This is a genomic window from Thermococcus aciditolerans, from assembly GCF_008152015.1.
GTDB classification, from domain to species: domain Archaea; phylum Methanobacteriota_B; class Thermococci; order Thermococcales; family Thermococcaceae; genus Thermococcus; species Thermococcus celericrescens.
Genome location: NZ_CP041932.1, coordinates 751,829 through 778,220, shown reverse-complemented (window position 1 = coordinate 778,220; position 26,392 = coordinate 751,829). Strand labels below are relative to the sequence as shown.

At 54.1% G+C, this 26,392-nt stretch carries 23 protein-coding genes; 13 read left to right on the top strand and 10 right to left on the bottom strand.

Features of this window, described 5'->3' with window-relative positions; all coding sequences use genetic code 11:
• Window position 1: 1 nt before the first annotated feature.
• From FPV09_RS04260 to FPV09_RS04250, 3 genes are all read right to left on the bottom strand, one after another.
• On the bottom strand, window positions 2-520 hold the full coding sequence (locus tag FPV09_RS04260) for a hypothetical protein (protein WP_246112311.1): 519 nt from the start codon (window positions 518-520) through the stop codon (window positions 2-4).
• Entirely contained in the window at window positions 510-4,166 is a 3,657-nt protein-coding gene (locus FPV09_RS12140) for a hypothetical protein (RefSeq protein ID WP_246112310.1), read from the bottom strand. Before FPV09_RS12140 ends, FPV09_RS04260 begins: the two co-directional genes overlap by 11 nt.
• 97 nt (window positions 4,167-4,263) lie before the next feature.
• Entirely contained in the window at window positions 4,264-5,070 is an 807-nt protein-coding gene (locus FPV09_RS04250; protein ID WP_148882494.1) for a sugar phosphate isomerase/epimerase family protein, read from the bottom strand.
• A gap of 93 nt (window positions 5,071-5,163) precedes the next feature.
• Between FPV09_RS04250 and sppA the strand changes: the two genes are divergently transcribed.
• The 3 genes from sppA to FPV09_RS04235 are packed head-to-tail and all read left to right on the top strand — an operon-like array spanning window position 5,164 to window position 7,658.
• Window positions 5,164-6,168, top strand: a complete 1,005-nt coding sequence (gene sppA / locus FPV09_RS04245) for a signal peptide peptidase SppA (RefSeq protein ID WP_148882493.1) — start codon at window positions 5,164-5,166, stop codon at window positions 6,166-6,168.
• Window positions 6,169-6,178: 10 nt separating this feature from the next.
• Window positions 6,179-6,658, top strand: coding sequence for a PH1570 family protein (locus FPV09_RS04240; RefSeq protein ID WP_148882492.1), 480 nt, complete (start codon window positions 6,179-6,181; stop codon window positions 6,656-6,658).
• A complete protein-coding gene (locus FPV09_RS04235) occupies window positions 6,648-7,658 on the top strand; it encodes an AI-2E family transporter (RefSeq protein ID WP_148882491.1) in 1,011 nt (336 codons plus the stop codon). The genes FPV09_RS04240 and FPV09_RS04235 overlap by 11 nt, the downstream gene beginning before the upstream one ends.
• On the opposite strand, the gene folP is transcribed toward FPV09_RS04235, so the two are convergent.
• On the bottom strand, window positions 7,636-8,454 hold the full coding sequence (gene folP / locus FPV09_RS04230; RefSeq protein WP_148882490.1) for a dihydropteroate synthase: 819 nt from the start codon (window positions 8,452-8,454) through the stop codon (window positions 7,636-7,638). The genes FPV09_RS04235 and folP overlap by 23 nt on opposite strands.
• Window positions 8,435-8,752 (bottom strand): hypothetical protein, encoded by a 318-nt coding sequence (locus tag FPV09_RS04225; RefSeq protein WP_148882489.1) that lies wholly within the window; start codon window positions 8,750-8,752, stop codon window positions 8,435-8,437. Before FPV09_RS04225 ends, folP begins: the two co-directional genes overlap by 20 nt.
• A gap of 218 nt (window positions 8,753-8,970) precedes the next feature.
• On the opposite strand from FPV09_RS04225, the gene FPV09_RS04220 reads away from it, so the two are divergent.
• The 5 genes from FPV09_RS04220 to FPV09_RS04200 all read left to right on the top strand — a co-directional run bounded on the left by FPV09_RS04220 (window position 8,971) and on the right by FPV09_RS04200 (window position 14,233).
• Window positions 8,971-9,939, top strand: a complete 969-nt coding sequence (locus FPV09_RS04220) for a beta-ribofuranosylaminobenzene 5'-phosphate synthase family protein (RefSeq protein WP_148883680.1) — start codon at window positions 8,971-8,973, stop codon at window positions 9,937-9,939.
• Window position 9,940: 1 nt separating this feature from the next.
• A complete protein-coding gene (locus tag FPV09_RS04215) occupies window positions 9,941-10,732 on the top strand; it encodes an N-glycosylase/DNA lyase (RefSeq protein ID WP_148882488.1) in 792 nt (263 codons plus the stop codon).
• A 122-nt stretch (window positions 10,733-10,854) separates the two neighbouring features.
• On the top strand, window positions 10,855-12,162 hold the full coding sequence (locus FPV09_RS04210; protein ID WP_139680440.1) for an RNA-guided endonuclease InsQ/TnpB family protein: 1,308 nt from the start codon (window positions 10,855-10,857) through the stop codon (window positions 12,160-12,162).
• A 278-nt stretch (window positions 12,163-12,440) separates the two neighbouring features.
• Entirely contained in the window at window positions 12,441-13,310 is an 870-nt protein-coding gene (locus FPV09_RS04205) for an ABC transporter permease subunit (RefSeq protein ID WP_148882487.1), read from the top strand.
• Window positions 13,311-13,315: 5 nt separating this feature from the next.
• Window positions 13,316-14,233, top strand: coding sequence for an ABC transporter ATP-binding protein (locus FPV09_RS04200; protein WP_148883679.1), 918 nt, complete (start codon window positions 13,316-13,318; stop codon window positions 14,231-14,233).
• Window positions 14,234-14,236: 3 nt separating this feature from the next.
• Here FPV09_RS04200 and FPV09_RS04195 read toward each other — a convergent pair whose 3' ends face one another.
• On the bottom strand, window positions 14,237-15,502 hold the full coding sequence (locus FPV09_RS04195) for a UbiD family decarboxylase (RefSeq protein WP_148882486.1): 1,266 nt from the start codon (window positions 15,500-15,502) through the stop codon (window positions 14,237-14,239).
• A 67-nt stretch (window positions 15,503-15,569) separates the two neighbouring features.
• Here FPV09_RS04195 and FPV09_RS04190 point away from each other — a divergent pair, with 67 nt between their 5' ends.
• Window positions 15,570-16,970 carry a DEAD/DEAH box helicase gene (locus tag FPV09_RS04190; protein ID WP_148883678.1) on the top strand — a complete coding sequence of 467 codons (1,401 nt, stop codon included), beginning with the start codon at window positions 15,570-15,572 and terminating at the stop codon, window positions 16,968-16,970.
• On the opposite strand, the gene truA is transcribed toward FPV09_RS04190, so the two are convergent.
• From truA to tdh, 4 genes are all read right to left on the bottom strand, one after another.
• On the bottom strand, window positions 16,917-17,720 hold the full coding sequence (gene truA / locus FPV09_RS04185) for a tRNA pseudouridine(38-40) synthase TruA (RefSeq protein WP_148882485.1): 804 nt from the start codon (window positions 17,718-17,720) through the stop codon (window positions 16,917-16,919). The genes FPV09_RS04190 and truA overlap by 54 nt on opposite strands.
• A gap of 254 nt (window positions 17,721-17,974) precedes the next feature.
• Complete coding sequence (pheT, locus tag FPV09_RS04180; RefSeq protein ID WP_148883677.1) at window positions 17,975-19,681, bottom strand: phenylalanine--tRNA ligase subunit beta; 1,707 nt, start codon at window positions 19,679-19,681, stop codon at window positions 17,975-17,977.
• A 10-nt stretch (window positions 19,682-19,691) separates the two neighbouring features.
• On the bottom strand, window positions 19,692-21,197 hold the full coding sequence (gene pheS, locus FPV09_RS04175) for a phenylalanine--tRNA ligase subunit alpha (protein WP_148882484.1): 1,506 nt from the start codon (window positions 21,195-21,197) through the stop codon (window positions 19,692-19,694).
• A gap of 70 nt (window positions 21,198-21,267) precedes the next feature.
• Entirely contained in the window at window positions 21,268-22,320 is a 1,053-nt protein-coding gene (gene tdh, locus FPV09_RS04170; RefSeq protein WP_148883676.1) for an L-threonine 3-dehydrogenase, read from the bottom strand.
• Between the two features lie 201 nt (window positions 22,321-22,521).
• Here tdh and FPV09_RS04165 point away from each other — a divergent pair, with 201 nt between their 5' ends.
• From FPV09_RS04165 to FPV09_RS04155, 4 genes are all read left to right on the top strand, one after another.
• On the top strand, window positions 22,522-23,265 hold the full coding sequence (locus FPV09_RS04165; RefSeq protein WP_058939172.1) for a MinD/ParA family ATP-binding protein: 744 nt from the start codon (window positions 22,522-22,524) through the stop codon (window positions 23,263-23,265).
• Between the two features lie 21 nt (window positions 23,266-23,286).
• Window positions 23,287-24,516, top strand: a complete 1,230-nt coding sequence (hmgA, locus tag FPV09_RS04160) for a hydroxymethylglutaryl-CoA reductase (NADPH) (RefSeq protein WP_148882483.1) — start codon at window positions 23,287-23,289, stop codon at window positions 24,514-24,516.
• A 152-nt stretch (window positions 24,517-24,668) separates the two neighbouring features.
• Window positions 24,669-24,824: a hypothetical protein gene (locus FPV09_RS11960; protein ID WP_168194726.1), complete on the top strand. Its 156-nt coding sequence runs from the start codon at window positions 24,669-24,671 to the stop codon at window positions 24,822-24,824.
• A complete protein-coding gene (locus FPV09_RS04155; protein WP_148882482.1) occupies window positions 24,821-26,164 on the top strand; it encodes an RNA-guided endonuclease InsQ/TnpB family protein in 1,344 nt (447 codons plus the stop codon). Before FPV09_RS11960 ends, FPV09_RS04155 begins: the two co-directional genes overlap by 4 nt.
• The last annotated feature ends 228 nt before the right edge of the window (window positions 26,165-26,392 follow it).

Here is a 26,392-nt window from a genome sequence, read left to right as displayed (position 1 = left end):
ACTAAGTCCTCCACAGGATAGTTTGTTTTACAATGCTCGAGTACCTTAGGGATAGCAGACCGTAAAGCACCAACGGAACCATTATGCTGAGCAGAGGTCCCATTTCGACGTCCCTGCACAATGCCTTCAAAAAGAAGAAGGTGAAAACCGAGAGGACGAGAAGGTTGAACGCCACGATTTTTCCAGAATTCTTAGCGATTTTCCCTGTGAGTCTCACGAACCTTTCTGGCTGATTTTTGAGTCTAAGAGAAATGACCGTCGCGAAGAAAGTTGCAACGACCATTCCCAAAGCAAAAGGCAAGGCGCTGTTATACAGCTCCGAAAGTATTCTGGCAATGCTCACGGTCAGTATGAGGCCCGGAAAGACAACAATATCAACTCCAAGCTCTACGGCCTTTTTCTGCATTTCGCTTCTCACGGGCCTCATGCCTTCGTACTTGAGGAAGAGGTAGAGATCTAAAAAGATAAACGAAAAGGAAAGGAGGAACGAGTACAACCCGCACTCCACCTCAACCACCATCCCCGCATATTAGGTTTCCGTCGTTTTCACCCGAGCACGTCGGGGTGGGAGCGTTAATAGATCTCAATACGTCAGGACCCACAGTAAGACCTAAAAAGAATATGCCAAGACCTGACAATACGTTTATTTCCACAGCAACGCCTATTACTGTTACAACACCTCCACCCACTGCTCCAATGGTTTTAAGTGTATTCCATCCTGTTCCTCCCTCGTCATCTCCAGGATATATTATGACCGTTGCACCAAGTTCTTTAGCCTTCCCATCGAATTGAAGCTCCGCACTTATCCACTGAGATGTGGGTTCACCTCCCGGAGTGAAGAGATACGTGTAATACTCATCCCCAAATATCCTTTTTGCTAGCTCTCCGTCAACCCAGATTGTGAATTCTAGTGTACCACTTTCATCTGGACCAAGCGTTATCTCTGAACCCGTGTGAGGTGAAACTTTAACTGAATCCCAGTCTTCTCCATTCCAGATTATCTCTCCTCCAAACTTGATTTCTACAAGCTGGACATGGATACTGGAGTCCTGCAGGTTTCCTAGGTTAACATAGCAATTAAAAGATTTGTATAGTTTCACTGTATCTTCGCACTCCATCCATGCCATCACGTTGCCCTCTGAGTTTACTGTTATAATCTTTTCATCTTCGATTTCCCCATTAACGTAGAGCGTGAAGTGGTACTTTCCTATGTTGGTGAGGGTTATGTTGAACCACGTGAGGTTAACTCCAAGACCATCAATCCGATGTGGATTGCGTTCAAATATTCTGATTGGATCACTGAACTCTCCATTTGGCTTCTGGTATGTGTAGAGAACCCTAATGGGAACATTGTACGCGGGGTAATCGTCCTTGTTCTCCACAATCACGTCAAAGTGAACCATCGTGCCCTGAACCACAGTATTATTCACATTCGGCACGAGCCTGCCAAAAAGATTGTCTCTGACCTCCACAGTCTCATGTTCTTCGTCTTCAAGCTTCTCTCCACCGTTATCTTCACGGGAGAATACCTTGATTATCACATCGATCAGACCTACTTCTCCTGGCTTCCATTGGATGTCGAATATCCCATAGTCGCCTGGAGCTATGACCTTTGTTAGATCCGTTTTGAAGCCCATTTCTGGGATCTCAAGACTTATTTTTGCTTCTTTGCTGATACTATACAGGTTCTTGACTTTTATTCTGAATGTCACGGGCTTCTTAACTGTTGGTGGGGTTGGTATAACTTGGACTTCTTTGATCTTCAAAACACCACTCCCTGCTGGGAAATTAACCTCAATGCTTCCGCTCCTCGAATCCTCCAGTTTTCCATCCTCCCACACTTCTACCCTCCAGTCATGATTCCCTGCGGTTGCGGTCCACACTAAGGTTGTGGTGCTCTCGCCGTTGCCCCCGATTGAGACGGTTCTGCTGGGCTCCTTGACCCCATCAATAAACAGCTTCACATTCAGGGATCTGGACCGGGAGGAGGGGTTTCTGATACTCACGTCGAATCTCACTCTGTCCCCATCATCCGGATTCCGGGGTGATACATCAACGTCCGATATGACCAGAGTGCCGGTGGTTACTATGACCTTATCGCTTGCGCTCTTCGTGTGTCCGTTCCACGAAATGGTCGCCCGTGCCAGATATGTGCCGGAATCAGGATATGCTACGGTTTTGGTGAGTATCGTCTTCTCGCCATTTGCAGGGATCGTGACGGTACCTGAATAGTTTTTGGGGTCAAATTGGGGGAGAGATACTGTTACTCTGTACTTGACACCGTCCACCGGCAGACTATTGCCGTTTTTAACCTTCACCGTATACGTGACGCTCTCTCCCTCAACAATGTTGTGCCTTGATGCAGTAACGATAACATCGACCTTGCTCCAGTCAATTGAAGACCCGAGATCGATGGTTTCTGAGTAGCTCCTTGTTATGGTTCTGTCCTGACATTTCCTGGAGAGGGTCTGGCCGTCTTTAAATGATGTTGGTGGGCTGCTGCATACTGGCCGATAGGTGATTTTTACGTTCCCGGTTATCCGTATACTGCTTCCGGATACCCTGGCTGAGAACTTCCCGCTCCTCCATGTTTCCTCCTCGTCCGGGCCCAGGTAACTTATGGTTCCTGTGTCAGTTCCCCCGGAGGTTTTGTCTGAAACATTGACCTGGATTTTGCTTACCGAGTTATACTTGGCTACCATCGAAATTTCGACGTGGTACTTTATCTCACCCGCATCGTTCCTGTCCACCACGACACTGATCCCGTTTATTGAGAGAACTCCGAGAGTATTTTCCATATCCAGCGCTTCTTTGATCAGCCATTCGGGCAGGTTCAGGGGTTCTTGGAGATCTGGAGATGCCTTCTCTACTGGCATGGTCTCTTTGGTGTCCAAACCGCTCAGGGGTCTGGGCTGGCCAGGTTTAAGGTTGTCGTAACACGATACCCTTTTAGTCTTGTTAGTGCTGTATATCATGTAGACCCCGAGGGACTGCTTTAACTCCGCCATTTTTTGATTTATGATTTTGTCAATCTCGGGATTGTTGTTGCCTCTTTTCTTTGCCTCCAACAGGGCCATGATGTTGCTTGACAGCTCATATGCTTCGAGGGCAGATGGCCAGTAGTATACTGTATGGTTTGTTATTATCCAGGTCTCTGGACACCAGACTTCTGGAGTTGATTTTACACCAACGTCGCCTCCGGCGTCTTTAAGGAATCTGTATGCCTCCTCTACTCTTGTTTTTTCGATTGTGAATACAATGCCTCCGTTGGGAGTTCTCTTCTCAACCCTTGTTATCTCCTGTTCCGGGGATATTAGGCGTGGGTTTATTGGGGGAGATATGTTGAGAGTTATGTTCCGAGGCGGTCTTGGTGTTGGATGAGGAGGCATGAATTTTGTATATTCATACTCCTTTGGTTTTATCCTGTCGAGAATCAGTGCGGTTATTAACTCATTCAGTCCGCGGACGCTGCTGTAAAAAGTTTCTATGCCCGTCGAATCTCCCGAGTAATTGTAGTAGCTTGCATATGTTTCGATCCACGACCGTTTCAGAACAGGGTTGATCTGAAGGGACGAACCTGCCGTTGAAGGGGCCTCTCCGATATTTTTCCAATAACCTGTTTTCAAACCCCATGCTCCGTACTCGTTGTATTTGAACGCCACGTCGATGAAGGCCATGGAGAAATCCTTAAGGAAGGCTGTCATGTTGAAGTCTTCGTTAATCTCACCAGCGTTCTTAGCAATGTAATCTTCCAGGGCCTGAACCTGCTCATCAGTCCAGCCTTGGGCTTTCAAAGCCTCCACGGTCTCTTGGGGAAGACCGTTCTGGCTGATGTTTTGAGCCATTTCTCTCAGCTCTTCCGCAGTGTAGTACGTCTTTACACCAGAAGCCTTCAGTTCCTCCATGGCCTGCCAGATTAACGCTGAAATGTTTGCGGCATTCTCGGCACCGAAGCGAGAGTTTTGAATTAGCTCCTTGACAAGAGTCGTGTTTCCAGTGGCGTTGAGGCGAACCACAAGTTCGGCTTCTCTGTTGAGGATTTCCCAGAATTTCTCGTACGGGTCGTTCTGAGCTTCAACAGTGGTGGCGTAGGCTGTACTCCCCGCCGCTGCTACTATCGATCCTAGCAGGAGGGTTATCAACAACACTCCTACTGCCTTTCTCATTGAAATTTCACCATGACACTAATCAAAGTTAGAAATTAAAAGGTTTTTCTATCCATCTTTTGCACACCACCAAAAATAGTACACAAAAAATGGAAAATCACAGGCTCGTCAGCAGCTCTATCAACCCCTGCTTCGTCGGGACTTTGGAGAACTTCTCGGGGTCCTTGACCTTGAGGAGCAGGGGGACGTCGCCAAACAGCTTGAGAACCTTTCCGAATGGTATGCTTCCCTCGCCGGGGAGAAGGTGAAGGTCGCCGACACCGTAGGCGAGGGCATCCTCGGGCTCCACCTGGGGGAAGAGCTTTCCGAAGTTGTCGTGTATCATGAGGATAATAGTTTTATCAGTTCCGAGCTTGACGTCCTCGAGCAGCTTGTCCGCGTCACCCTGGGCGCTGAGGAAGGCGTGTGCCACATCGAGGGCGAAGCCGACATTTTCCCTCTCGACGTTGTCAACCACGTAGAGAGTATCCTTGACGCTGAACGTGTTCTCGAGGGCTATCTTTATCCCGAACGGGCCCACCATGTCCGCAAGCTGCTGGAGGGCCTCTATTTCAAGGTCGAGCCTTCCAGTCCTTCCGCTCTGCATGACGATGACCTTGGCGCCCAGCTTTATCGCGACGTCCGCTACGGCCCTCGCAACGCGGAAGTGACGGGTGTAGTAGATGTGATCGCGGAGGTTGACGGAGGTGGGCATCCTGACGATGTAGTCGATTCCGACGCCCCTCAGGGTCGTCTCGATGTTTTTGAGCTTTTTCTCAACAACGACGCCGTTCTTTATGAGGCCGAGCGTGTGTGGGAATATCGAGACGAAGTCGTAGTTCTTTATCTTGACGTCCGCGAGCACCGACGCGAGGGTCTTGTCCTTCGTGACGAAATGCGGATAGACCGTAATTCCTATCTCCATGCTACCACCTACAAGAGAGTGTGCCGCTGAATATAAAAGCTTACCGAGGACAGGGTTTAAAAGTTCCGGGCGGAACATCTTTCGGGTGAGTGGATGAGGGAAGATATCTGGAAGTACATATCCGCGGTTCTTATACTCCTGCTCGCCGCCTCAAGCGTGGCGGTGGTGCTGCTCTACATGCAGAACTCGGAGCTGAAATCTTACACCCCTTCGAACGTCTCCCCGATAGTTGTGGAGACCTCACTGAACGCCACGTGCAACGAAACGGCTTACAAGCTCCAGATAGAGGAGCTCCAGAGGCAGTTAGACTTCATGCGGACCCAGCTCAGGGAGAGGAACATGCCCGAAGACAACACGACGATAGCCGTCGTCCCGATATTCGGCCTGATTGACGAGTACACCGCCCTCAGAATCGTACCCCTTCTGAGGGATATTGCCCGGAACGACTCAATCGGCGGCGTTGTTCTCTGGATAGAGAGTCCGGGCGGATACGTGGGGCCGGTGAGGGATATCTACACCACGGTTCGGAAGCTCAACCTCATTAAACCCGTGGTCGCCTACACCGGCGGCATGGCGGCATCGGGTGGGTACTACATCGCCGCAGGCGCCGAGAAGATAATAGCGGACCCCCTCGCAGAGGTGGGCAGTATCGGCGTCATCTACGTCCACTACAATCTCCAGAAGAACTACGAGATGAACGGCATCAAGGTCGATGTCTTCAAGACCGGCCCCTACAAGGACACCGGCGCGGAGTGGCGCGACCTGAGCGAGGAGGAGCGTGAGAGGATAGCAGAGAGCATTGACACCTATTTCCAGGCATTCCTCCAGGCGGTGAGCAGCGGGAGAAACATGCCACTCAACGAGACCAGGAAGTATGCAACCGGTCAGATCTGGTTCGCCATGAACGTGACCGGCTCCCTTGTGGATGAAACCGGGGACATCGACCGTGCCCTGAGGATCCTTTCGGAGGAGCTCAACGTCACCAACCCGCGCGTGGTCATATACGGCGGGGAATCTCCTTCGGATTTTGGTATCTTCGGGAGCACTGCCCTCCTACTTGATCCGCGCTACGTGAGCGCTTACCTGAAGACCGGCTGAGGTGGTTGAGATGCTCTGTGAGGAGAAGCTCGAGATATTTGAAAATGGATTCCGGGATGAGAAGTTCAACCTCGAGGTGGAGTTCTACGGAAAGGACGCCAGAAAGCTTCTCCTTGCAGTGATAAGGGAGCTTTACCTCCCCGATTATGGGGAGGACTACGTCTATCCCTTTGAGTGCGCCAAGGAGTTCTGGGGCATCCACCTGGCCCCCTCCGAGATAGTCGCCGAGGAATTCCGGCCGAGCCCCATCAAGTTCCTCAACCGCAGCGTTCTCAATCGCCTCGAAAAGGCCCTTGAGGAGATCGATGCGCCCCAGGAGGTTAAGGATACCATAGACTTCGAAAAGGCCGAGGTTCACAAGCTCAAGAAAGGTTTATTAGCCCTGGGGAAGAACTTTATACTCGGCGAGGGAGCGTACCTCATCGTCTTCAACAAACCCGGTGCGAGGGAGCTCATACTGAAATACCTGGGGATGCTGGATGGAGCTTGAAGCCGCAGTCTGGATCGCGATATCACTCGTCGTCCTCTACCTCGTCTGGGAGACGGTTAGCCCTATCCTTTCTCCCCTTATACTCGCGATAACCCTGGCTTACATCCTCTATCCGTTCCATGAGCGCCTCTCCCGGAAAACCGGAAAGCGTGTTTCGGCCTTCACCATGACAGGTATCCTCACGATCCTGACGTTTCTCTTCATGATCGGCTTTGCCCTCTGGATAAACGACGTCAAGCAGTCTCTGGCGTACTACATCGATGCTTTTTTCCGGTGGCTGCTTGGCTTCCACCTTCCCCCCGCAATCTACGAGCTCATCCAGCGCCTCGCGGAGGATATTCCCAAGCGCTTTGAGGAGTACGTTCTAGGCTACACCTACTCCCTTCCCAAGCTCTCTCTTCAGGCCATCGTGATGGTCTTCGCGTTTTATGGAATCCTCGTGAACACTGAGACAATACGGGAGGAAGTTCATGCCCTCCTTCCACAGGACAACAGGGAGCTGGCCCTTAAACTCCTGAACAGCGCTGGAAGAACCCTCCACAGCCTCCTCCGCGGATGGCTCGCCCTGAGCATACTCAAGGGTGCGGCTATAGCGGCAGGCTTCTATCTTTTCGCTATAGCCGACGCCGGCGGTGCGATAGCGGCCGGCATCTTCACGATAATCTTTGAGCTTCTCCCCGTCCTCGGGGGATGGATAGTCTGGCTGGCCGGGGCAGCCTATCTGTTCGGCACCGGAGAGACCCCCGCGGCGGTCGTCTTTGCCCTCTACGGGGCGGTTTTCGTCTCCCCGATGCCGGACTACATCCTCAGGTCTCGCCTGGGCGAGAGGGAAACCGGGGTAAACGCGCTGATAAGCCTCGTTGGAATCTTCGGGGGTTACATAGCCTTCGGCTTCGTCGGCCTGATAATCGGCCCCGTTGCCCTGTCCCTCCTCGGAACCCTGGTTGAGGAATGGAAGAAGACGAAAGAAGCGGCCTCTACATCCGGAACCTCCTCATGAACGCTGCCGTCCGAACGGCATCGAGTGTTTCCCTGACGTCGTGTGTCCGGATTATGTTCGCTCCGTTGAAGACGGCCACTGCCGTGGCGGCAAGACTCCCCGGGAGCCTCTCCGCGGGGTCTTTTCTGTCAGTTATTGCCCCGATGAACGACTTTCTGGAGACCCCTATAAGGATGGGCCGTCCGAAGATTTTGAGCATGTTGAGGTTCGCCAGAACCTTTGAGTCCCACTCGTACCAGGGGGGCCACTCCGGGCGGAGAAAGCCTATGGCCGGGTCTATGGCTATCTCTTCGATACCGTGATTCTCGGCTATGAGGAGGCTCTCTCTGAGAAGGTCTATCACGGTGTGAATCGGGTCGCTGAGGTTCCTCACCTTCCCATGGGCGCAGACTACCACCGGGGCACCGTGCTCACCGGCCACTTCCGCCATCCTCGGGTCGCCCTTCAGACCGGTGACGTCGTTTATCACATCCGCCCCCGCCTTCAGGGCCTCCTCCGCGACCCTGGCACTCGTTGTGTCTATGCTTATTGGCACGTCCACGTGGTCGCGAATGGCCTTAACCGCCCATACCGCCCGCCTTACCTCCTCCTCAACGGGAATCTGGGTCTCGAGGTAGGGGGCGGTCGATTTGGCACCGATGTCGATGAAGGTAGCCCCATCCTCAACCATCTTCACCGCGGTCTCGATGAGCCTGTCCTCGTCGTCCCTGACGCTCCCCTTGTAGAAGCTCTCAGGCGAAACGTTAATGACGCCCATTATCCTGGGCTCACTCAGATCAATCCCCGCGAACTTCATGGTTCACACCCAGCTCGAGCTTGATGGCCATGAATAAAAAGGTTAGCGTGGCTATTAAGACGGGCAGAAACGGGTCGACATTCGGGTCGTTGGAATGCACAGCGACCGCGAGGAGGCCGTTGACCGCGCTGAAGCCGGCTAGGACCGCCTCGTCGGTTACCTTCGCCTTGAGCCTGCCGAGGACGTGGAAGAGATACAGCTCGGTCACGAGGGGCGCTATGGTTATTATCCCTATCAGTCCTGTGAATATCGTGAGGATGTACAGGGCAATCCCAAGTGTGTCATCACCTTCCCCCATATTATCACCGTTGAGTGTAATATTGGAGATACTTAAAAGTTTTGCCAACCGGTGAACTACCCCGTCCTTTCGGGCGAGGCTTTCTGCTTCATCGGAAAGACTTGCCCCGTGATGACCGCCCGATAGGGCACGAGCGGGCTTCATTCTCTCCTCTCAGAAGGGAACTTCCCGCCCGAAGGGTTAAAAATCGATACCCCCAACTTCCCCCGGTGACGTTCATGCTAATCCGTACTCCGAGGAGGCTTCATCTGGGTCTCATCGATCCATCGGCTACCTTTGGAAGGCGCTTTGGAAGCCTCGGCGTTGCCCTTGGGGGTGGCTACGAGGTCAGAATCGTCGAGGGCGAGGCCATGGAAGTGATTGCAGATGGAGAAGACAGGGAAACCATCGAGTTCGCCATAAAGAGGATGAACTCCGCCTACGAAACGGGGGTTAACTACGTCGTTGAGGTTAGACAGGCCATCCCCCGGCACGTTGGCCTTGGTTCCACCACCCAGCTCAGCCTGGCGGTCGCGATGGGGATAGCCCGGCTTAACAACCTGAACGTCTCGGTTGAGGAGCTGGCGAGGGTTCTCGGAAGGGGGAGGAACGGCGGCGCCGGCATCTACTCCTTCGCCCACGGCGGGTTCGTCATAGATGGGGGCGTTAAAAACGGCATCCCCCCTCTGATATTCCGCGAGGACTTTCCACCCGAATGGGGATTCCTTCTCGTGATTCCGGAACTCAAGCCCGGCCTCGACGAGGAGGAAGAAAAGCCCGTGATGGCGGGAGCCGTTGGAAGGGCAGACGTCGCCATGGAGATAAGCCACAGAATACTGCTCGGCCTCCTACCCGCTCTGAAGGAGGGGGACGTGAAGACCTTCGGTGAACACCTCTCCGCGATACAGAGGCTCGTTGGAAAGCACTTCGAGCCGTACCAGGGAGGGGAGTTCAGGGAGGACGTTAAGCTGATACTCGACTTTCTCGCCGAAAAAACCTACGGCTGCGGCCAAAGCTCCTGGGGCCCGACTGTTTACGGGCTGATAATGAGGGACGAGTTCCCAAGGCTCAGCGCCGAAGCCCACGACTACCTCCGGGAGCACGGGATAAAGGCGAAGGTCGAGCTCGGCGTCCCGAACAACACCGGGGCGGAGGTAATTGGGGAGAGCGCGTTCCTTGAGAGGCTGATAAAATCCGTGGGTGGTTAGCTTGACGCTCGACAAGTTCATCAAGGTAAGGTACCGTGCGGATGAGGAAAAGGTGGGAGTTCTCCGGGAGATTCTAAGCGAGCTCGGCATCGACTGCGCCAGAACCATCGAGGAGAGGGTGGACCTTCAGTTCGACGCCCTCAAAAACCTCCATGCGAACCTTGGAGACGATGAACTCTTCATCAAGCTGGTCATGGGGAACTCCCTCGTGAGCTACCAGCTGACGGCTAGGGGCGAAGCCTGGTGGTGGGAGTTCTCCAAGTACTTTTCGGAAAATCCGCCGGAAGAGAGTATCTCGGAAGCATACTCCCGCTTTCTGCCGAACTCCAGAACCAACAGGCGGCTCGTTGCGGGAAAGGTTAAAAGGCTGGAACGGGTCGAGCCGTTTCTCGATTCCCTGTCGCTGGGTGACCTGAGGGACTACTACTTCAATGGCATGGAACGCCTGCGCGACGAGCTTGCGAAGGCCCTTGGCTCAAAGAAAAGCGCCAAGACGATAGTCTTCGCGGTTAAGATGTTCGGCTACGCTGGTAGGATAGCCTTTGGCGAGTTCGTGCCGTATCCAATGGCCATCGAGATACCCGACGACGTGAGGATAAACGCCTACACGAAGAGATTCACGAACGAGCCGCCGGTGAGCTTCTGGGGTAGAATTGCTGAGGAAACGGGAATTCCGCCGCTCCACATAGATTCGATACTCTGGCCCGTTCTGGGAGGAAATGACGAAGTTCTCAGGCGGCTGAGGGAGCACTGCACGAAGTGGGAGGACGTCTTGCGGCTGACTGCCCTTTGAATTTTTGACGTTTTCTCTTTTTCAAGCCTCGCCGTTCACGGCGGGGTACGGTGTTCTGCAAATTAGCCATCAAACAGGAAAGCAATCTTTTTTAAAGCTCAAAAACAGTACCATACTTTGAAATGAAGCGAGAAGTAACGGTTAAACTTCAACCCTCAAAGGAGCAGGAGAAAATCCTTTTCGAATTAGCTCATGCCACAGCAGTAATCTGGAACAAACTCAATTACCAGAGGCTCAAACAGTTCAACGAATTCGGCAAAATTGACTTTAATGGAACAGAAAAAGAAGCCTATCACGAGTTCAAAAACTGGATTGGCGGCTCAACAGTTCAACAGTTGGCAAGAAAAAACGCAGAAGCGTGGCGTTCATTCTTCTCACTCAACAGGAAGAAAAAGAAGGGAGAACTGCCCGAATGGTTCAAGCCGAAACCACCGAAATTCGTTAGAGAAAAGAACGGCAGAAAATTCTTCATAATTCCCCTCAGAAACGACCAGTATTGGGTCAAGGAAAATATCCTCGAATTGAGAAGACTTGGCAAATTTGGAAAACTCGAAATTCAGTTCAAGGGAAGAATACACTTGAAGGGCAAGCAAGGGCGGTTGGAGATAACTTTTGACCCCGTTAAGCGGAAATGGTACGCTCACTTGAGTTTTACGGTAGAGGAAAAACTTGAAGGTGGGGAGTGGATTAAACTCCCGAGGACGCCAAAGGGAAGCCTCTCAGCGGGGATAGACTTGGGAGTGAACAACTTGATGGCCGTTTACGTTGAGAATGGTGAAAGCTTCCTCGTGAATGGGAGACCATTAAAGAGCATTGACTTCTACTGGCGAAGGAGGATTGCCGAGTACCAGTCAAAACTCAACAAGAGTGGAGCTAAAACGGGGAGAAAACTCAAGAGAATGCACGAGAGAGCTAAACTCCAAGCCAAGCACTACATCAACACGGCAGTCAGGCAAACGGTGAGAAGGCTTTACGATTTGGGTGTTTCCAGAATAGTTGTTGGTTATCCGAAAGGTATCGCAAGAAACTCTGAGAAGGGCAGTAAGCAGAATTTTATCCTCTCCCACGTCTGGCGGTTCAATTACGTGATTAAACGCTTAACCGAGGTTGCTGAAGAGTATGGCATTGCTGTTGAAATTGTTGATGAGGCTTTTACTTCTCAATCCTGCCCTCTCTGCGGCCAACGCCACTCTGACGGGAGGATTTTTAGGGGTTTGTTTAAGTGCCGTAGAGAGGGCGTTGTTATGAATGCTGATTTAGTTGGTGCTTTCAACATTTTGAAAAAGGCTGTCAAAACCATAACCCCAAATCTGAGTGGTCTTTACGCTCAGAGGAGGGGTAACTGGCCGAAGGCCCGGCCAGAGGGGCTGAAAAGCCCGCCTTTATTGGGCTTTAGTGAAGCCCCTCAAACCTCCCCGCCTTTAGGTTAGGGGGTTCATCGTTGGAACCCCCGCCCTGAAGGGCGGGGAGGAGGTCAGTTGGGCCGACCCAAAGGTTTAAATATTCCGCCGTCAATAACACCTCGAAGTTCGAGGTATCGGAGTGAAAGGTATGTCCGAGGTTCTTATAACTGTCGGTGGAGCTTCGGCCAGTAACCGCAGGGGGGCGCCGTCACTTCAACCCCATAGACAAAATTTTTATACTCCTCCGATTAGTTGTAGTCGGGTGGACGGCTTCACTCTGGTACCGAAATAAGGAGGTAGGTGTTATGTTTTGGGGATTTCAGCTTGAGTTCAAGCAGAGCCTTCGAACTAAGAAGTTGTGGGTTATCCTGGGTGTCATGATGCTTCTGTACATACCGGGGTTCTACTTCCAGAAGGCCTCTGGGGAGGGAATAGAAACCGTTCAGCAGGCCGTTTCGGTTCTCATAGGCAACATCAACGGACTGGGCGGCTTTTTCATCGCCATACTCGCCCTTCTGATGGGGGCCACCGCGATAAACAGCGAGATAGAGAAGGGAACGCTGCGCGTTGCCATGAGCAAGCCGATAACGCGGCTGGGCTACATCGGCGGCAAGTTCCTTGCCCACACGGTGGTTGTGCTGATGGCGCTCCTTCTGACGACCCTCGTTGGAATAGCTGGCTTGGCATGGCTGGGTGCTCCAATGGGAAGCCAGCTCGTCACCGATTCTCTCCTGCTTAACGGTCTGCTGCTCCTGGCGATGATACAGCTGATAGCGCTGGGCTACATAATCTCCACCATCGTGAAGTCTTCCAGCACCGCCCTCGGCGTGGCCCTGGTGATCATGTTCGTGGTCTTCATGATAATGCCCGCCATAGTTCAGTTCATGGCCGCCAAGGATACCATAATAAGCGACCACCCCGACTGGGAGGCGTATCAGGAGAAAAGCAAGGAGTACAAGACCAGATACCTCTTCTACGTTCCAACGACCCAGATAGACGTCATAGTCAGCGATGCCACAAAGGTTACGGGGGACATAGAGAACCCGCAGATAGAATACGTGGGAATAGGGGGGGCCATACAGAAGAACCTGGTTAACCTGGGCATACTCTTTGGACTCACCCTCGTCTACCTCGCCCTGGCCTTCTACCGCTTCCTCCGCATGGATCTGAGGTGATGACGATGATAAGAATCGAGAATCTAGTTAAGGTTTACAAAGACGTTCGCGCCCTCGACGGCCTGAACCTTGAGGTCAGGCCCGGCCAGATATACGGCTTTCTCGGCCCTAACGGCGCCGGAAAGAGCACCACCATCCTCAGCACCCTGGGCCTGATATTTCCGCAGGAGGGGAGGATTCGGCTCTTCGACCTCGAGGTTTTCGCCGATGGAAAATTCAACGAGAACCAGCTCGTCGAGGCCAAAAAACGCATAGGCTACATGCCGGAGCACGCCACCCTGTGGGACTTCATGACCCCCATCCAGACCCTTGAGATAATCGCTGACGCCTTCGGAATCCCGAAGGCCGAGCGGGAGAAGCGGGTCAGGGAGCTCCTTGAACTGGTCAACCTGTGGGAGGAACGGGACAGAAAGGTCGGTAAGTTCTCGAAGGGAATGAGGCAGCGCCTCCTGCTTGCCCAGGCGCTCATCAACGACCCGGAGCTTCTCATCCTCGACGAGCCGATGACCGGTCTCGACCCGACTGGAATAGCGGAGTTCAAGGACATCATCAGAGAGCAGAAAAAGGCCGGGAAGACGGTTTTCTTCTCAAGCCACATTCTGGCGCACGTTGAGGAGATATGCGATACCGTTGGGGTAATAGTCAAGGGCAGGCTCCGCGTTGAGGACAACCTCGACAACATCAAGAGGGAGTTCCTGAGGAAGGCAGGCTACACCATCGTGCTGGAGACTAACGTTCCGGTGAACTTCACGGGGGCTGCGTGGAAGGTCACGCCGCTGGGCGAGAAGAAGTACCGCATAGTTGCACCGGACGACATCAGGGAGGATGTTCACGATTTCGTTGCTTCACGCGGCGCCAAGATACTCACGATGCAGGTCAAAGAGCCGAGCCTTGAGGAGATATTCCTTGAAATGGTGGAATGAGGGCTAGAGCCTAGCCCTCTCGAATTCCTCTTTTCTCTCCAGCGGCTTCGTTGCGTCGATTCCCCACTTTGCGGTTAAGCTCTTCTCCGCCGAGGGGTCCAGGGAACTGCCGCGGGCGTTGGGGATTACCACAAGGTCCCTGTCCGCCTGGAAGCGCGTCGCTATCGCCCACTCGACGTCCCTGTCGTCGTATATGTCCACGTCCTCATCGACAACTACCACGTGCTTCAGACTGGGGTGCCCGGCGAATGCTGCCAGGATAGCGTTCTTGCCGTCACCGTCGTGCTGTTTGGTTATGCTCACCACAGCGTGGAGCCACATCGCACCGCCCTCGGTCAGCCTTACGCCGTGAACCTTTGGAACGACCCTCTTAACGCTCGCGTAAATCTGCGGCTCCTTCGGCAGACCCATCAGCATGTAGTGCTCGTAGCCGCCGGGGAGAAGGGCATGGAAAACCGGTTCATCGACGTGGTGCATGCGCTCGAAGACCACCACCGGCTGCTTCCTCACGTAGTCGTAGGTTCCGGTTATATCAACAAAGGGCCCTTCGTCCGTCAGTTCGGGAAGTATCTTCGCCGCGAAGACGAAGTCAGTCTCGACGGGAACGGGGATTCCTCCGAGGTTGAAGACCTCGAGGGGCTTTCCGAAGGCCCTCCTGCTCATCGCCGAGGCTATCTCAAGCTCGCTTACGCCGTACGCAACGCTCGTGGCTCCGGCGAGGAGGACGTGAATCGGGTTTCCGACGACTATCCTGACGTCCAGCTCTTCCCCGGCTTCAGCCTTCTCCTTCCACATGGCGTAGAGGTGCCTCGGGACGAGTCTTATGGCGGCCCTTTTCTCGTCGATGACCATCATCCTGTGGAAGGACATGTTGACGAAGCCGTTTTCGTCCCTGGCTATGACCATGGCGGAGGTGAAGTACTGGCCGCCGTCTTGGGGGTAGTACTTTGGAATCGGGAGCTCGGTTAGGGAGAAGTCCCCGGTTGAGTTCGCCATGAAGGGTGCATCATCAACCATCCTGTAGGGTTCGGGATTTTCCATGGCCTTCGTCATCGTGTGAAGTATCTCCTCCCTCTCGATACCAAGGTACGATGCAATCCTTTCCCTGGTGCTCCAGATGTTGCCCGCGACTTCCCATCCGTCCACGTCTTTGAAGAGGACGGGTCTGTCGCGGTACTTCAGGAGATAACGCGTTACCCCGAGCTCTTTGCTTACCTGCTCCTTAACAACGACGGCATCATCAAACCGTTCGATGATTTCCCTCAGCATTCTATCACCTTAGTTTGGTGTTCCAAAAGGCCTATAAAGCCTTTTTCCAAACTTTCGACGATTGGCCATGCCTACGGTAACCCTCCGCATTCCCGATGGCTCCGCACTGGTTCGGATTGAGAAGGCGGACCCGCAGGTGTATTTCAAAATCTACGAGCTGCTGAGCTACAAGAGGGACTTTGGCAAATGGGAAAAGCCGGAGAGCCTCTACGATCCCTACGAGAAGACTTTTCCCGTTGGGGTTCTTCCGAGGGTCAAGAAGTTCCTCAACTGCAAGGGATACCGCGTCCGCGTGAAGGACGAGCGGCAGGTTAGGGGTGCCAAGCTGAACTCCACGTGGAACGAGAACTACAGCATGCGCAGGTATCAAGGGAGGGCGGTTAAAAAGGCCCTCCGGGAGAAAATGGGGGTTCTGGCTCTTCCTGTTGGAAGCGGTAAGACCGTCGTTGGGCTGAGGATAATACACGAGCTTGACCTCTCGGCCCTTATAGTGGTCCACACCAAGGAGCTTCTCTATCAGTGGGCGGACAAGGTTCGTGAGGTCCTGGGGGTCGAACCGGGCATCGTCGGGGACAACAAGTGGAACGAGAAAGATGTCACTATAGCCATGATACAGACCCTCCTGTCCAGGGGTGCCGACAAGCTCCAGAACGAATACGCGATCCTCATGTTCGACGAGTGCCACAGAACCTCCGCCGCCGAGAAGTTCTACCAGCTCGGCCTTTCGCTGCCCCAGGTATACCGTTTTGGCCTCTCCGCGACGCCCTGGAGGCGCATACGCGGTGAGGAGATTAAGATAGAGGCCGTCGTTGGGCCCACCATCTTCGAGGTTCGTGCGGAGGACCTCATAAAGGAAAAGTTCCTTGCGAAGCCACGCTTTGAAATAATCACCTACGAGTCGAGCATGCCCTCCTTCAGCGAGCGCTACAAGGAGCTGTACGAGGACATGATAATGAACAACGACGAGAGGAACCGGGCCGTGGCCGGGAAGGCCGCCGAGCTCGCCCGAAAGGGGCACCGCGTCCTCATCGATGTCAGAAGGATAGAGCACGGCAGGATACTCAGGAAGATGCTTGGCGAGATGGGCGTGAAGGCGGAGTTCCTGAGCTCAAAGAGCTCCAACCGCTGGGAGATACTTGAGGCGTTCAAGAACGGCGAGATTCCGGTTCTTATCTCGACACTCCTCAAGGAGGGCGTGGACATACCGGAGATTTCGGCGATAATACTCGCGGGAGGCGGCAAGAGTGATATCATGACGATTCAGACAATAGGGCGCGCCCTGAGGCCGAAGAAGGGGATGAAGGCCGTTATAGTTGACGTTCAGGACGACGACCCCCTGCTTTTCACCCACTTCATCGAGCGGCAGAAGGCGCTCAAGCAGTACTACGGTAAATACTACGACAGGGAGATGGACTCAAAGCTCGAGGAGAACGTCACCAAAAAGGGCCGCCCTCGTAAGCGCTCTTGAGTAGCGCTCGAACAGGTCGCGTTTTGCTTTTTTGATCCCCCTTTCATCCACCTGGAACTCCACGTCCGGGTATTCCATGTGCCAGAGGATGAGTCCCTCGGGAGGCGCGGGCGGGACCTTTTTGCCGTACTCACCCTCGAGCATCTCCTCAACCTCGCGGCTTTCCATCAGTCCGAGGCCGCAGAGCCGGACGGCGTTGACTATCCTCCTCGCCATCTCCCACAGGAAGCTTTTGCCCTCGATTTCGATGATGTAGTAGCCCTGACGCCTGATGACATCAACCCGGAGGAGCTCTCTGATCGGGTCTCTGCCGGGTTCAAGCCGGGAGAATGCCGAAAAGTTATGTTCGCCAACGAAGAGCGCCGCGCACTCTCTCATATCACGCTCATTGAAGCCCTCGTCAACCAGGTAGTAGCGGTAGGTCTTTGACCTCGCCTGGAACCGGGGGTGGAAGTCGTCCGGAACCTCGGCAACCCCGAGAACCCAGACATCCCTGAGGTGGTGGTTGAGAACCTCCGCGCGAACGAGGTCCGGCCTCGAGGCGACGTCAAAGGTCACGACGTTGAAGATGGCGGAAACCCCTCTGTCCGTCCTTGAGGCCCCCTTAAAGTTTGAGCTCTCGGCGTCCCTTATTATTCCGAGCTTTGATAGAGCCCGTATCAGCTCTCCTTCGACGGTTCTAACGTCGGGCTGCCTCTGAAAGCCATAGAATGCGGTGCCATCGTACGCTATTCTAAGTGCGAACCTCATGGTTGTTGGATGGGCTGGCGGGTATAAATGTCTTTTCCAGGGTGCCGGTTGATACTGCGACGGATTATTTTGCAAATGTAAACCCTGATTTTGGATGCTGTTCAAGCGGGAGCGAGAAAAATTGATAAACCACATCCCCCAAGTGTACCCGGAGGTGGGAGAATGGATGCGGTTATAGGGATTGAGGTGCTTGAGAACGTGACAAACTTCGAGATAATGTGTGCCCTTCTGGAGAAGAGGATAAAAATGGAGGATTAGAGGTACGGCGCCCGATAGAGCGGCCTCAGGAACATTTCAAACGCCGCCACGGGCATTTCTATTCCCCAGTTTTCCAAGACTGCCGGGTGTATCTCCCCTATGATGCCGATCGGTTTTCCTTCGACGACTATTTTTCCTGCCCTTCCCGGGATGAAGCTCGGGTGATCAATGCCCTCGAGCTCGTATGTGAAGCCTAGGTGGTGCATCACGCTCTCGAGTATCTCCTTGGCCTCGGTGAATGTAACGCGCGGGTGGGCGAGGGCAACGGCGACCTTGCTCTCACTGACCGTTTTGGTCTCCCTGCTCTCGTCTATGAGTGTAGCCTTTCCGACCTCGAAGATTCTCTGCGGGTACTCCTCGTGGGTGTTCTGGCTCAGGAAATCGAGGAGGCTCGGGATGAGCCAGACCCTCAGGGCGGACCACTTGGGGCTTATTGGGTTCTCTATCTCAACGAGCTCCGCGGGCGGGTGGCTGAAGCGGTCCTCACCTGGTTCGAGCAGCATCTTTCTGTACTGGGATTCCCTGTTCGTCAGGTTGAAGGTCATGACCTCCTGGAGGCCGTAGCCGACCATGAGCTCCCTGACGGCGTCCTCGAACTCGATGAACTTGTCGCCCCTTCCCTGGACGGCCAGCTCCGGCTCCTCCGGCTCCATTTCGTTGTACCCGTAGGCTATGAGCACGTCCTCCAGGACGTCGCGGGCGTGCATTATGTCGTCGCGGAAGGCAGGATAGCGGAGTCTTGCTTTGCCATCGACGAGTTCGACGCTGTACATCATCCTTCCAAGGAGGTCTCTGATCTCCCCGTCACTCAGCTCGAGGCCGGTGAGCCTCTTGATGTAGTCGAGCCCGACCTCGAACTCCTTCGGGGTGAGGTCGGGGGTCCTAATCTCGAAGTCCGGATAGACGACCTTAACGCTCCGTATCTTCCCGCCGCGTTCGGCTAAAGCCGTTACGACGACGTTGAGGGCGAGCATGACTTTGTTCAGGTCCCAGCCGGTCACGTCGATGAAGACGTTTCTCGTCTCCGGGGTCACCCTGCCGGTTATCTCGGAGTTTATAATCGGGGGCATCGAGAGGACTTTGCCCTCGCTGTCAACGAGGAGTGGGTAATAGGGTTTGTCCCTGATCAGGTGGCCGTGTTCCCTGCCCTTTTCGTGCTTCTCAATTATCTCCTCGAGCGTCATCTCCTCCTCGAAGCCGAGGGGCACGAACCGCTCCGTCTTCTCGGCGGCGCGGTAGTAGATTGGCGGCTTTATCTTGTCGAAGTCGAAGACGCCTATCGCTACCTCTCTCCTCCTCCTTCCGAACGTTAGGGCGACCTTTTCCTGGAGGTTTATCATCTGCCTGAGTGCCTCCTCGTCGAGGCTGAGGCCCTCAACGATGGCGTAGAGGCCGTAGGGGCGGATATCCTTCAGCTTCTCATCAACGTAAACCGTTACACCGCTGTCTTCGACCCCGTACTCGGGAAGCCCCTTCTGGAAACCGAGCGCCCAGCGGATCTGCCTCGCTATTCCCTCGGCGCTCCAGAGGTCGGGCCTGTTGGTGTCCTTCGAGTCCGCCTTGAAGTATATCCTACCGTCCTCCTCCCAGACGTCGTCCAGCTCGCATTTCGCGTAGAGGAAGAGGTCTTCCCACTCCTCAACGCTGAATTCCTTTCCGACCAGCCTCTCAAGGTCAGCCTTGGAAACATCGAACTTCGGCATGAGCATCACCTCACCAGACCAGCCTCGCCTCCCTCAGCCAGCGCAGGTCGTAGCTGAAGAGGTAGCGGATGTCGTCTATTCCCAGCTTGAACATTGCCAGCCTGTCTATTCCAATTCCCCACGCTATGACCGGGACGTCTACCCCCAGCGCCTTCGTCATCTCCTCGCGGAAGATTCCGGCACCGCCGAACTCAACCCAGCCGAGCTCGGGGTGGTAGGCACTCATCTGAACGCTCGGCTCGGTGAACGGGTAGTAGTCCGGCAGGAACTTCACCTTTTTGGCCCCTGCTATCTCAACGGCGAAGCGCTTGAGTATCCCGAGGAGGTTCCTGAAGTGCAGATCCTCACCGACGACGAAGCCATCGACCTGGTTGAACTCTATGAGGTGGGTTCTATCGAGGACGTCCGGACGGAAGACGCGCTGAATCGTGAAGTATTTTCCGGGTATCTCAACGCCCCTGGCGAGCTGCCTGCCGCTCAGAGCGGTGCCGTGTGCCCTCGGCATGAGGAGCATGGCCCTCTCCGGAGACCAGACGTAACCCCAGCCGCGGGAACCAGTATCGCCGCCGTGCTCGTGGGCGGCTTTGACGCTGGCGACGAGTTCCTCCATGGGCAGGTGGCCGCTCTTCGGGTATTTGAGCTGGTAGGTATCGGTCCAGTCCCTGGCGGGGTGGTTCTGGGGCTGGAAGAGCGCGTCAAAGTTCCAGAACTGGGTCTCGATGAGACTGTCGGAGACCATCTCGATGAATCCCATCTCGATAAGTCTCTTCCGTATCTTGTCGAGGAAGGCCCTGTACGGCTGCTTCTTGCCCGGGTAAATCCTCCGAACCGGAGCCGAGATGTTGAAGCGCTTGAACTCGACCTCGCGCCATTTTCCGGATTTTATCAGCTCGGGGGTCAGGTTGGAGACCTCTTCCCTCAGCTCGATGCCCCCTTTCACGAGCTCCGCTCCCTCGGGGGCTATCTCGACGAACCTCTCGGTAACGGAATCTTCCTCCGCAATCTTCCTTCTCTTGAGTTCTTTAACGGGAATGAGTCCCTCAATCTCGTCCAGCGGTACGGTTCTCTTCTCCGTGAGGAACTTGAGGGCGGCATCGATGGGCCTCTCTTCCGCGTTGAGTCCCTTCTCGGTGATTTCAAGGACTAACTTCCCGTCCTCCTTCCTAACGCTCGCCCAGCCCTCCTTCCTCAGGAGACCAACTATTGGTTTCAGCTCATCCTCGCTGAGAACGTTCCCCATGTCATCCAGGGTTACCTTTTTCTTTTCCTTCAGAACCGCCAGCGCCCTCCACTCAGGAAGACCTATCTCCGCGTACTTTCTTCCGGTCTCGGTGAGCCTGACAACCCTCTCACTTTTCTCGTGGAGCTTCGCCAGCCCCTTGCTCTGAAGGCCGAGAACCGCCCGCATAACCGCAACCTGGTCCAGACCGGTCCTTTTGACGAGCTCTTCGAATTTAGTCCTGCCAACTTCGCTGAGCTTTATGAGCGTGAGTTTCTCCTGGTAGCTTAGCTCCATAGTGCCACCTCCTGGGGTGAGTTTGAGAGGAGTTACTTAAGAATTGCGGTGAAAGAAAAGGAGAAATGGTTCAGCCCTTGTGCGGGAAGAACACGACCTTACCGGTCTTGCCGGCCCTCATCAGCTCGAAGGCTTCCTCGAACTTCTCGAAGCCCCGGTACTTGTGGGTGATGACCGGGTCGAGGTTGAGCCTGCCGCTCTGGATGAGGCTTGAGACAGTGTACCAGGTCTCCCAGAGGTGCCTTCCTGTGATGCCGTGAATCTCGAGGGCCTTGAAGATGATCAGGTTGTTGAAGTCCACCGTAACGTCCCTCGGGAAGAGGCCGAGAAGCGAGACCCTTCCCCCGGGGGTGGTGGCGGCGAGGCCCTGCTCCAGAGCCTTGGGGGCGCCGCTGAACTCCAGGAAGACCTCAACGCCGGCGCCGTCGGTTATGTCCATGACCGCCTTGACGGGATCCTCCTCGAAGGGGTTGATGACGTAGTCGGCACCGACCTTCTTGGCCAGCTCGCGCCTGAACTCGCTCGGCTCGCTCACGATAACCGGATACGCTCCGGATGCCTTTGCGACGGCAATTCCAAGAAGTCCGAGCGGGCCGGCACCCGTTATGAGAGTGCTCATTCCGGCTATCGGGCCTGCCAGAACAGTATCAACCGCATTGCCAAGCGGCTCCTGAAGCGCCGCGTACTCGGGAGGCATGTCCTTCGGGTTCTTCCAGGCGTTCTGGGCGGGAACTATCGCGTACTCGGCGAAAACACCGTCCATGTCAACGCCGAATATCTTGGTGTTCTGGCAGACGTGGTAGCGGTTGTGCCTGCAGGCGTAGCACTTGCCGCAGACGATGTGGGTCTCAGCGCTTATGTAATCGCCGACCTCGAGGGTGTCAACGCCGGGTCCGACCTCGATGACCTCTCCGGCGACCTCATGCCCCATGATCTGGGGGGTCTTTATCCTGCTCTGCGCCCACTCGTTCCACTCGTAGATGTGGAGGTCGGTTCCACAGATGCTGGTGGCGAGAACCTTGATGAGGACTTCACCCGGTCCTGGCTTGGGAACATCAACCTCAACGAGCTCGGCACCGTAAGCGGGCTTAGTTTTCATGATAGCCGGCATCTTGTCAGCCATGGCAATCATCTCCTTAGCATTTACATGGATATCTGAACGGGGGACGATATAAACCTTTTGCGGTTGTTCTGAATCGTTTGCCCGTTTATGGGTGGATTTCTCTAACAGCCGTGCACTGAGCCCCTGGAGTGCCCTCTACTAAGCGGAAACCTTATAACGGACTCCAACTATTCTTTTCGTGGTATTTCGGGGGACTGGGCAATGGCGCTCATTGTTGTCACGGGGAGGGGCGGTGCAGGAAAGACAACAACCACGGCCAACCTAAGCGCTTACCTAGCCATGAGTGAATACCGCGTTCTTGCGGTCGATGGCGACCTGTACCTCCCGAACCTCGGGTTTCACTTCGCCTTGGACACCGTCAAGTACACAGTTCATTCCCTCATGAAGAACCCGGATATTGACCCGGAATGGGCCGTGTACAGGCACCCCGAAACGGGCGTTCATGTCATGCCCGGAAGTACCCGCCTTCAGGACGTTCTGGGCATCTCCCCTAGGCGGCTGGTCGAGATACTTGACAGGGTTAAGTACAAGTTTGGGGTTGTTTTTGTTGATTCCCCCACGGGCATACCTTTCGATACGCTTCCCACCTTTGAGCTGGCCAATTATCAGATTATCGTCGTTGAGATAGAGCGCTCTCCGATATATTCCTTTGAAGTAATGGTCAAGAACGAAATTGAGAAGCTGAAGGCCCTCGGTGAGAGATACAACCTCAACATCGGAGTGGTGCTGAACAAGGTCAGGGAGTCGGAAGATGTTATGGACAAGATTATTGAGGTAATTGAAGACGACCTCAACGTGCCCGTTCTTGGATGGATTCCCTTTGATAATGTGGTTCCGGAGTCGATAAACGCGGGTATTCCCGTTCTGAGGTACGCCCCCAAAAGCGATGCGGCACTTGCGTTTATGGAGACCGGTAAGGTGCTTGAGGAATGGCTGTTCGGATGAATAGGGGCTGGAGGGAGTCAGATGGTAGATTTTGATGAACTCGTTGAGAAGGTAATAACAGGGGAGATAAAGCTCCATCAGGTTGAGAGGTACACGAACGGCGACAAGAGGCTCGCTACGGAGATAAGGCGCCGCGCTCTGGAGAAGAAGTTCGGTGTGAGCCTTGAAAATATCGGACACTACTCGATAGACCCCGAGAGGGTCATAGGAAAGAACATCGAGAACATGATAGGTGTCGTCCAGATACCGATGGGCGTCGCCGGGCCGCTCAAGATCAACGGCGAGTACGTGAAGGGCGAATTCTACATCCCTCTCGCCACCACTGAGGGAGCGCTCGTCGCGAGCGTCAACCGCGGCTGTTCGGCCATCACCGCCGCTGGAGGCGTTAAGACCACCATAATCGACGACAAGATGACCCGTGCGCCCCTCCTCAAGTGCCCCGATGCAAGGCGCGCCAGGGAAGTTGCCGAGTGGGTCAAGGCCAACATCGAGTACCTCCAGGAGAAGGCCGTGAGCAAGGTCACCAGACATGGGAAGCTGAGGGACGTTAAGCCCCACATCGTCGGCAACAACCTCTACCTGCGCTTCGAGTTCGAGACCGGCGATGCCATGGGCATGAACATGGTCACCATCTCAAGCGAGGAGATAATGAATGTCATCGAGGAAGAGTTCCCGGACGTGAAGTACCTCGCCCTCTCGGGCAACCTGTGTGTGGATAAAAAGCCGAACGCCATGAACTTCATCAACGGCCGCGGGAAGACCGTTATTGCCGAGGCCATAATTCCGCGCGAAATAGTTGAGAAGAAGCTGAAAACCACCCCGGAGCTCATAGCCGAGGTCAACTACAGGAAGAACCTCGTCGGTTCGGCCCAGGCCGGTTCCTACGGCTTCAACGCTCACTTTGCCAACATAGTCGGTGCTATTTTCCTTGCCACCGGACAGGATGAAGCCCAGATTACCGAGGGCTCTCACGGAATAACCCTCGCGGAGGTTACCCCTGAGGGAGACCTGTACATCAGCGTTACCATGCCGAGCCTTGAGATTGGAACGGTCGGTGGAGGAACGCGCGTTCCGACCCAGAGGGAGGCCCTGAGCATAATGGGCGTTGCCGGCGGGGGAGAGCCGCCCGGTACAAACGCCAGGAAGTTCGCCGAGATAATAGCGGGCGCCGTCCTCGCTGGGGAGCTCTCCCTCCTGGCCGCGATAGCTGCAAAGCACCTGGCAAAGGCCCACGCCGAGCTGGGGCGTTAGCTTCCCTTCTTTTCAGTCCTTTTGACCTTGATTTTGTTCAGACCTCGCCGTTCACGGCGGGGTACAGCCAACCACCCAAGAACCCTCAAACCACGTAAGTGCCAAAAAACTTAAAACCATAAACACCCAAACTCACTAACAGGTGGCCAACAGTGGGGAGATTAGACATTTACATTCAAGACGACGTGGAGAAAAAATTCAGAGAACTCGTTAAAAAACTCTACGGGAACAGAAAAGGCGCCCTAAGCATCGCCGCAGAACAAGCAATCAAAGAATGGATTAAAAAAGTCGAAAGCGAGGGGCAATGAAGCGAACAGCAACCATCAAACTCCAGCCCTCAAAGGAGCAGGAGAAAATCCTCTTCGAATTAGCCTACGCGACAGCCATAGCTTGGAACAAAGTGAACTACCAGCGCCTCAAACAATACAAACAGGGCAAAATAGACTTTTTGGGAACACAACAGGAAGCTTATTACCTCTTCAAAGACTGGATTGGCGGTTCAACGCTCCAAACCTTGGCCAGAAAGAACGCGGAAGCCTGGCGCGCATACTTCAAACTCAAAAAGAAATTCGAAAACGGCGAGCTACCCGAATGGTACAACAAACCCTCCCCGCCTGGCTTCATCAAAAAGAAAAACGGGCGAAAACTCTTCATAATTCCACTCAGAAACGACCAGTACCGGATTAATGGAAACGTTCTCGAACTGAGGAGACTCGGTAAATTCGGAAAACTCGAAGTCCAGTTCAAAGGCAGAATGCACTTGAAAGGCAAGCAGGGGCGATTAGAAATAACTTACGATGACGTTAAACGCAAATGGTACGCGCACATCGCCTTCTCCAAAGTCGAGGAAAGATTAGAACAGAACGAGTGGGTTAAACTCCCAAGAATCCCAAAAGGAAACCTCTCAGCCGGCATAGACTTGGGAATTAACAACCTCATGGCCGTTTACGTTGAGAATGGCGAAAGCTTCCTCGTGAATGGGAGGCCGTTAAAGACCATAGCTTTTTACTGGCAAAATCGGATTGCAAAGTACCAGTCCAAACTCAACGAGTCTGGACAGGATAATTCCCGGAAACTCAGGAGAATGCATCAAAAGTGGAAGCTCCAGGCAAGGCACTACATTAACACTATTGTTAGGCAGACTGTTAAGAGGCTCCACGAACTTGGTGTGTCAAGAATAGTTGTTGGCTACCCAAAGGGAATAACTCAAAATTCAGGTGGAAAACAGGGTAAAAAGCTCGGAGGAGTCAGCAAGAAGCAGAATTTTCTGCGTTCGAGGGTGTGGTTGTTCAATTACACTATTCAGCGCTTGGTTGAGGTTGGGGGAGAGTTTGGTGTTCAGGTTGAGCTTGTTGATGAGGCTTACACTTCTCAGACCTGCCCTCTCTGCGGTCAACGCCATTCTGATGGGAGGATTTTTAGGGGTTTGTTTAAGTGCCGTGGAGAGGGCGTTGTTATGAACGCTGATTTAGTTGGAGCGTTTAATATTTTGAAGAAGGTTGTAAAGACCATAACCCCGAGCCTTCCCGCTTTAGCGGGGGGTAGGGGTAACGGGGGGAAGACCCTCCCCGAGGGGCTCTCTGAACCTTTTTCAAGGGTTGCTCTGATGAGAACCCCTCAAACCTCCCCGCCAATGGCGAGGGATTAACCCTCCAAGGCAGAGAGGAGGTCAGGTACAGCAGGGAGAACGGGTAGTCGAGGATGAGGAACATGGCCAGGGCCAGGGGGAGCATAAGGGCGGCCTGGCCCCAGTACCCCTCGATGTTTATTGTGCTTGAAAGCAAGAGACTTCCGGCGAAGCTGATCAGAAAGTTCAGCAGGGAGCGGTGTTTGTGTCTGATACCTCCGATTCTCTTTCGTCCTATGACCTCGAGGA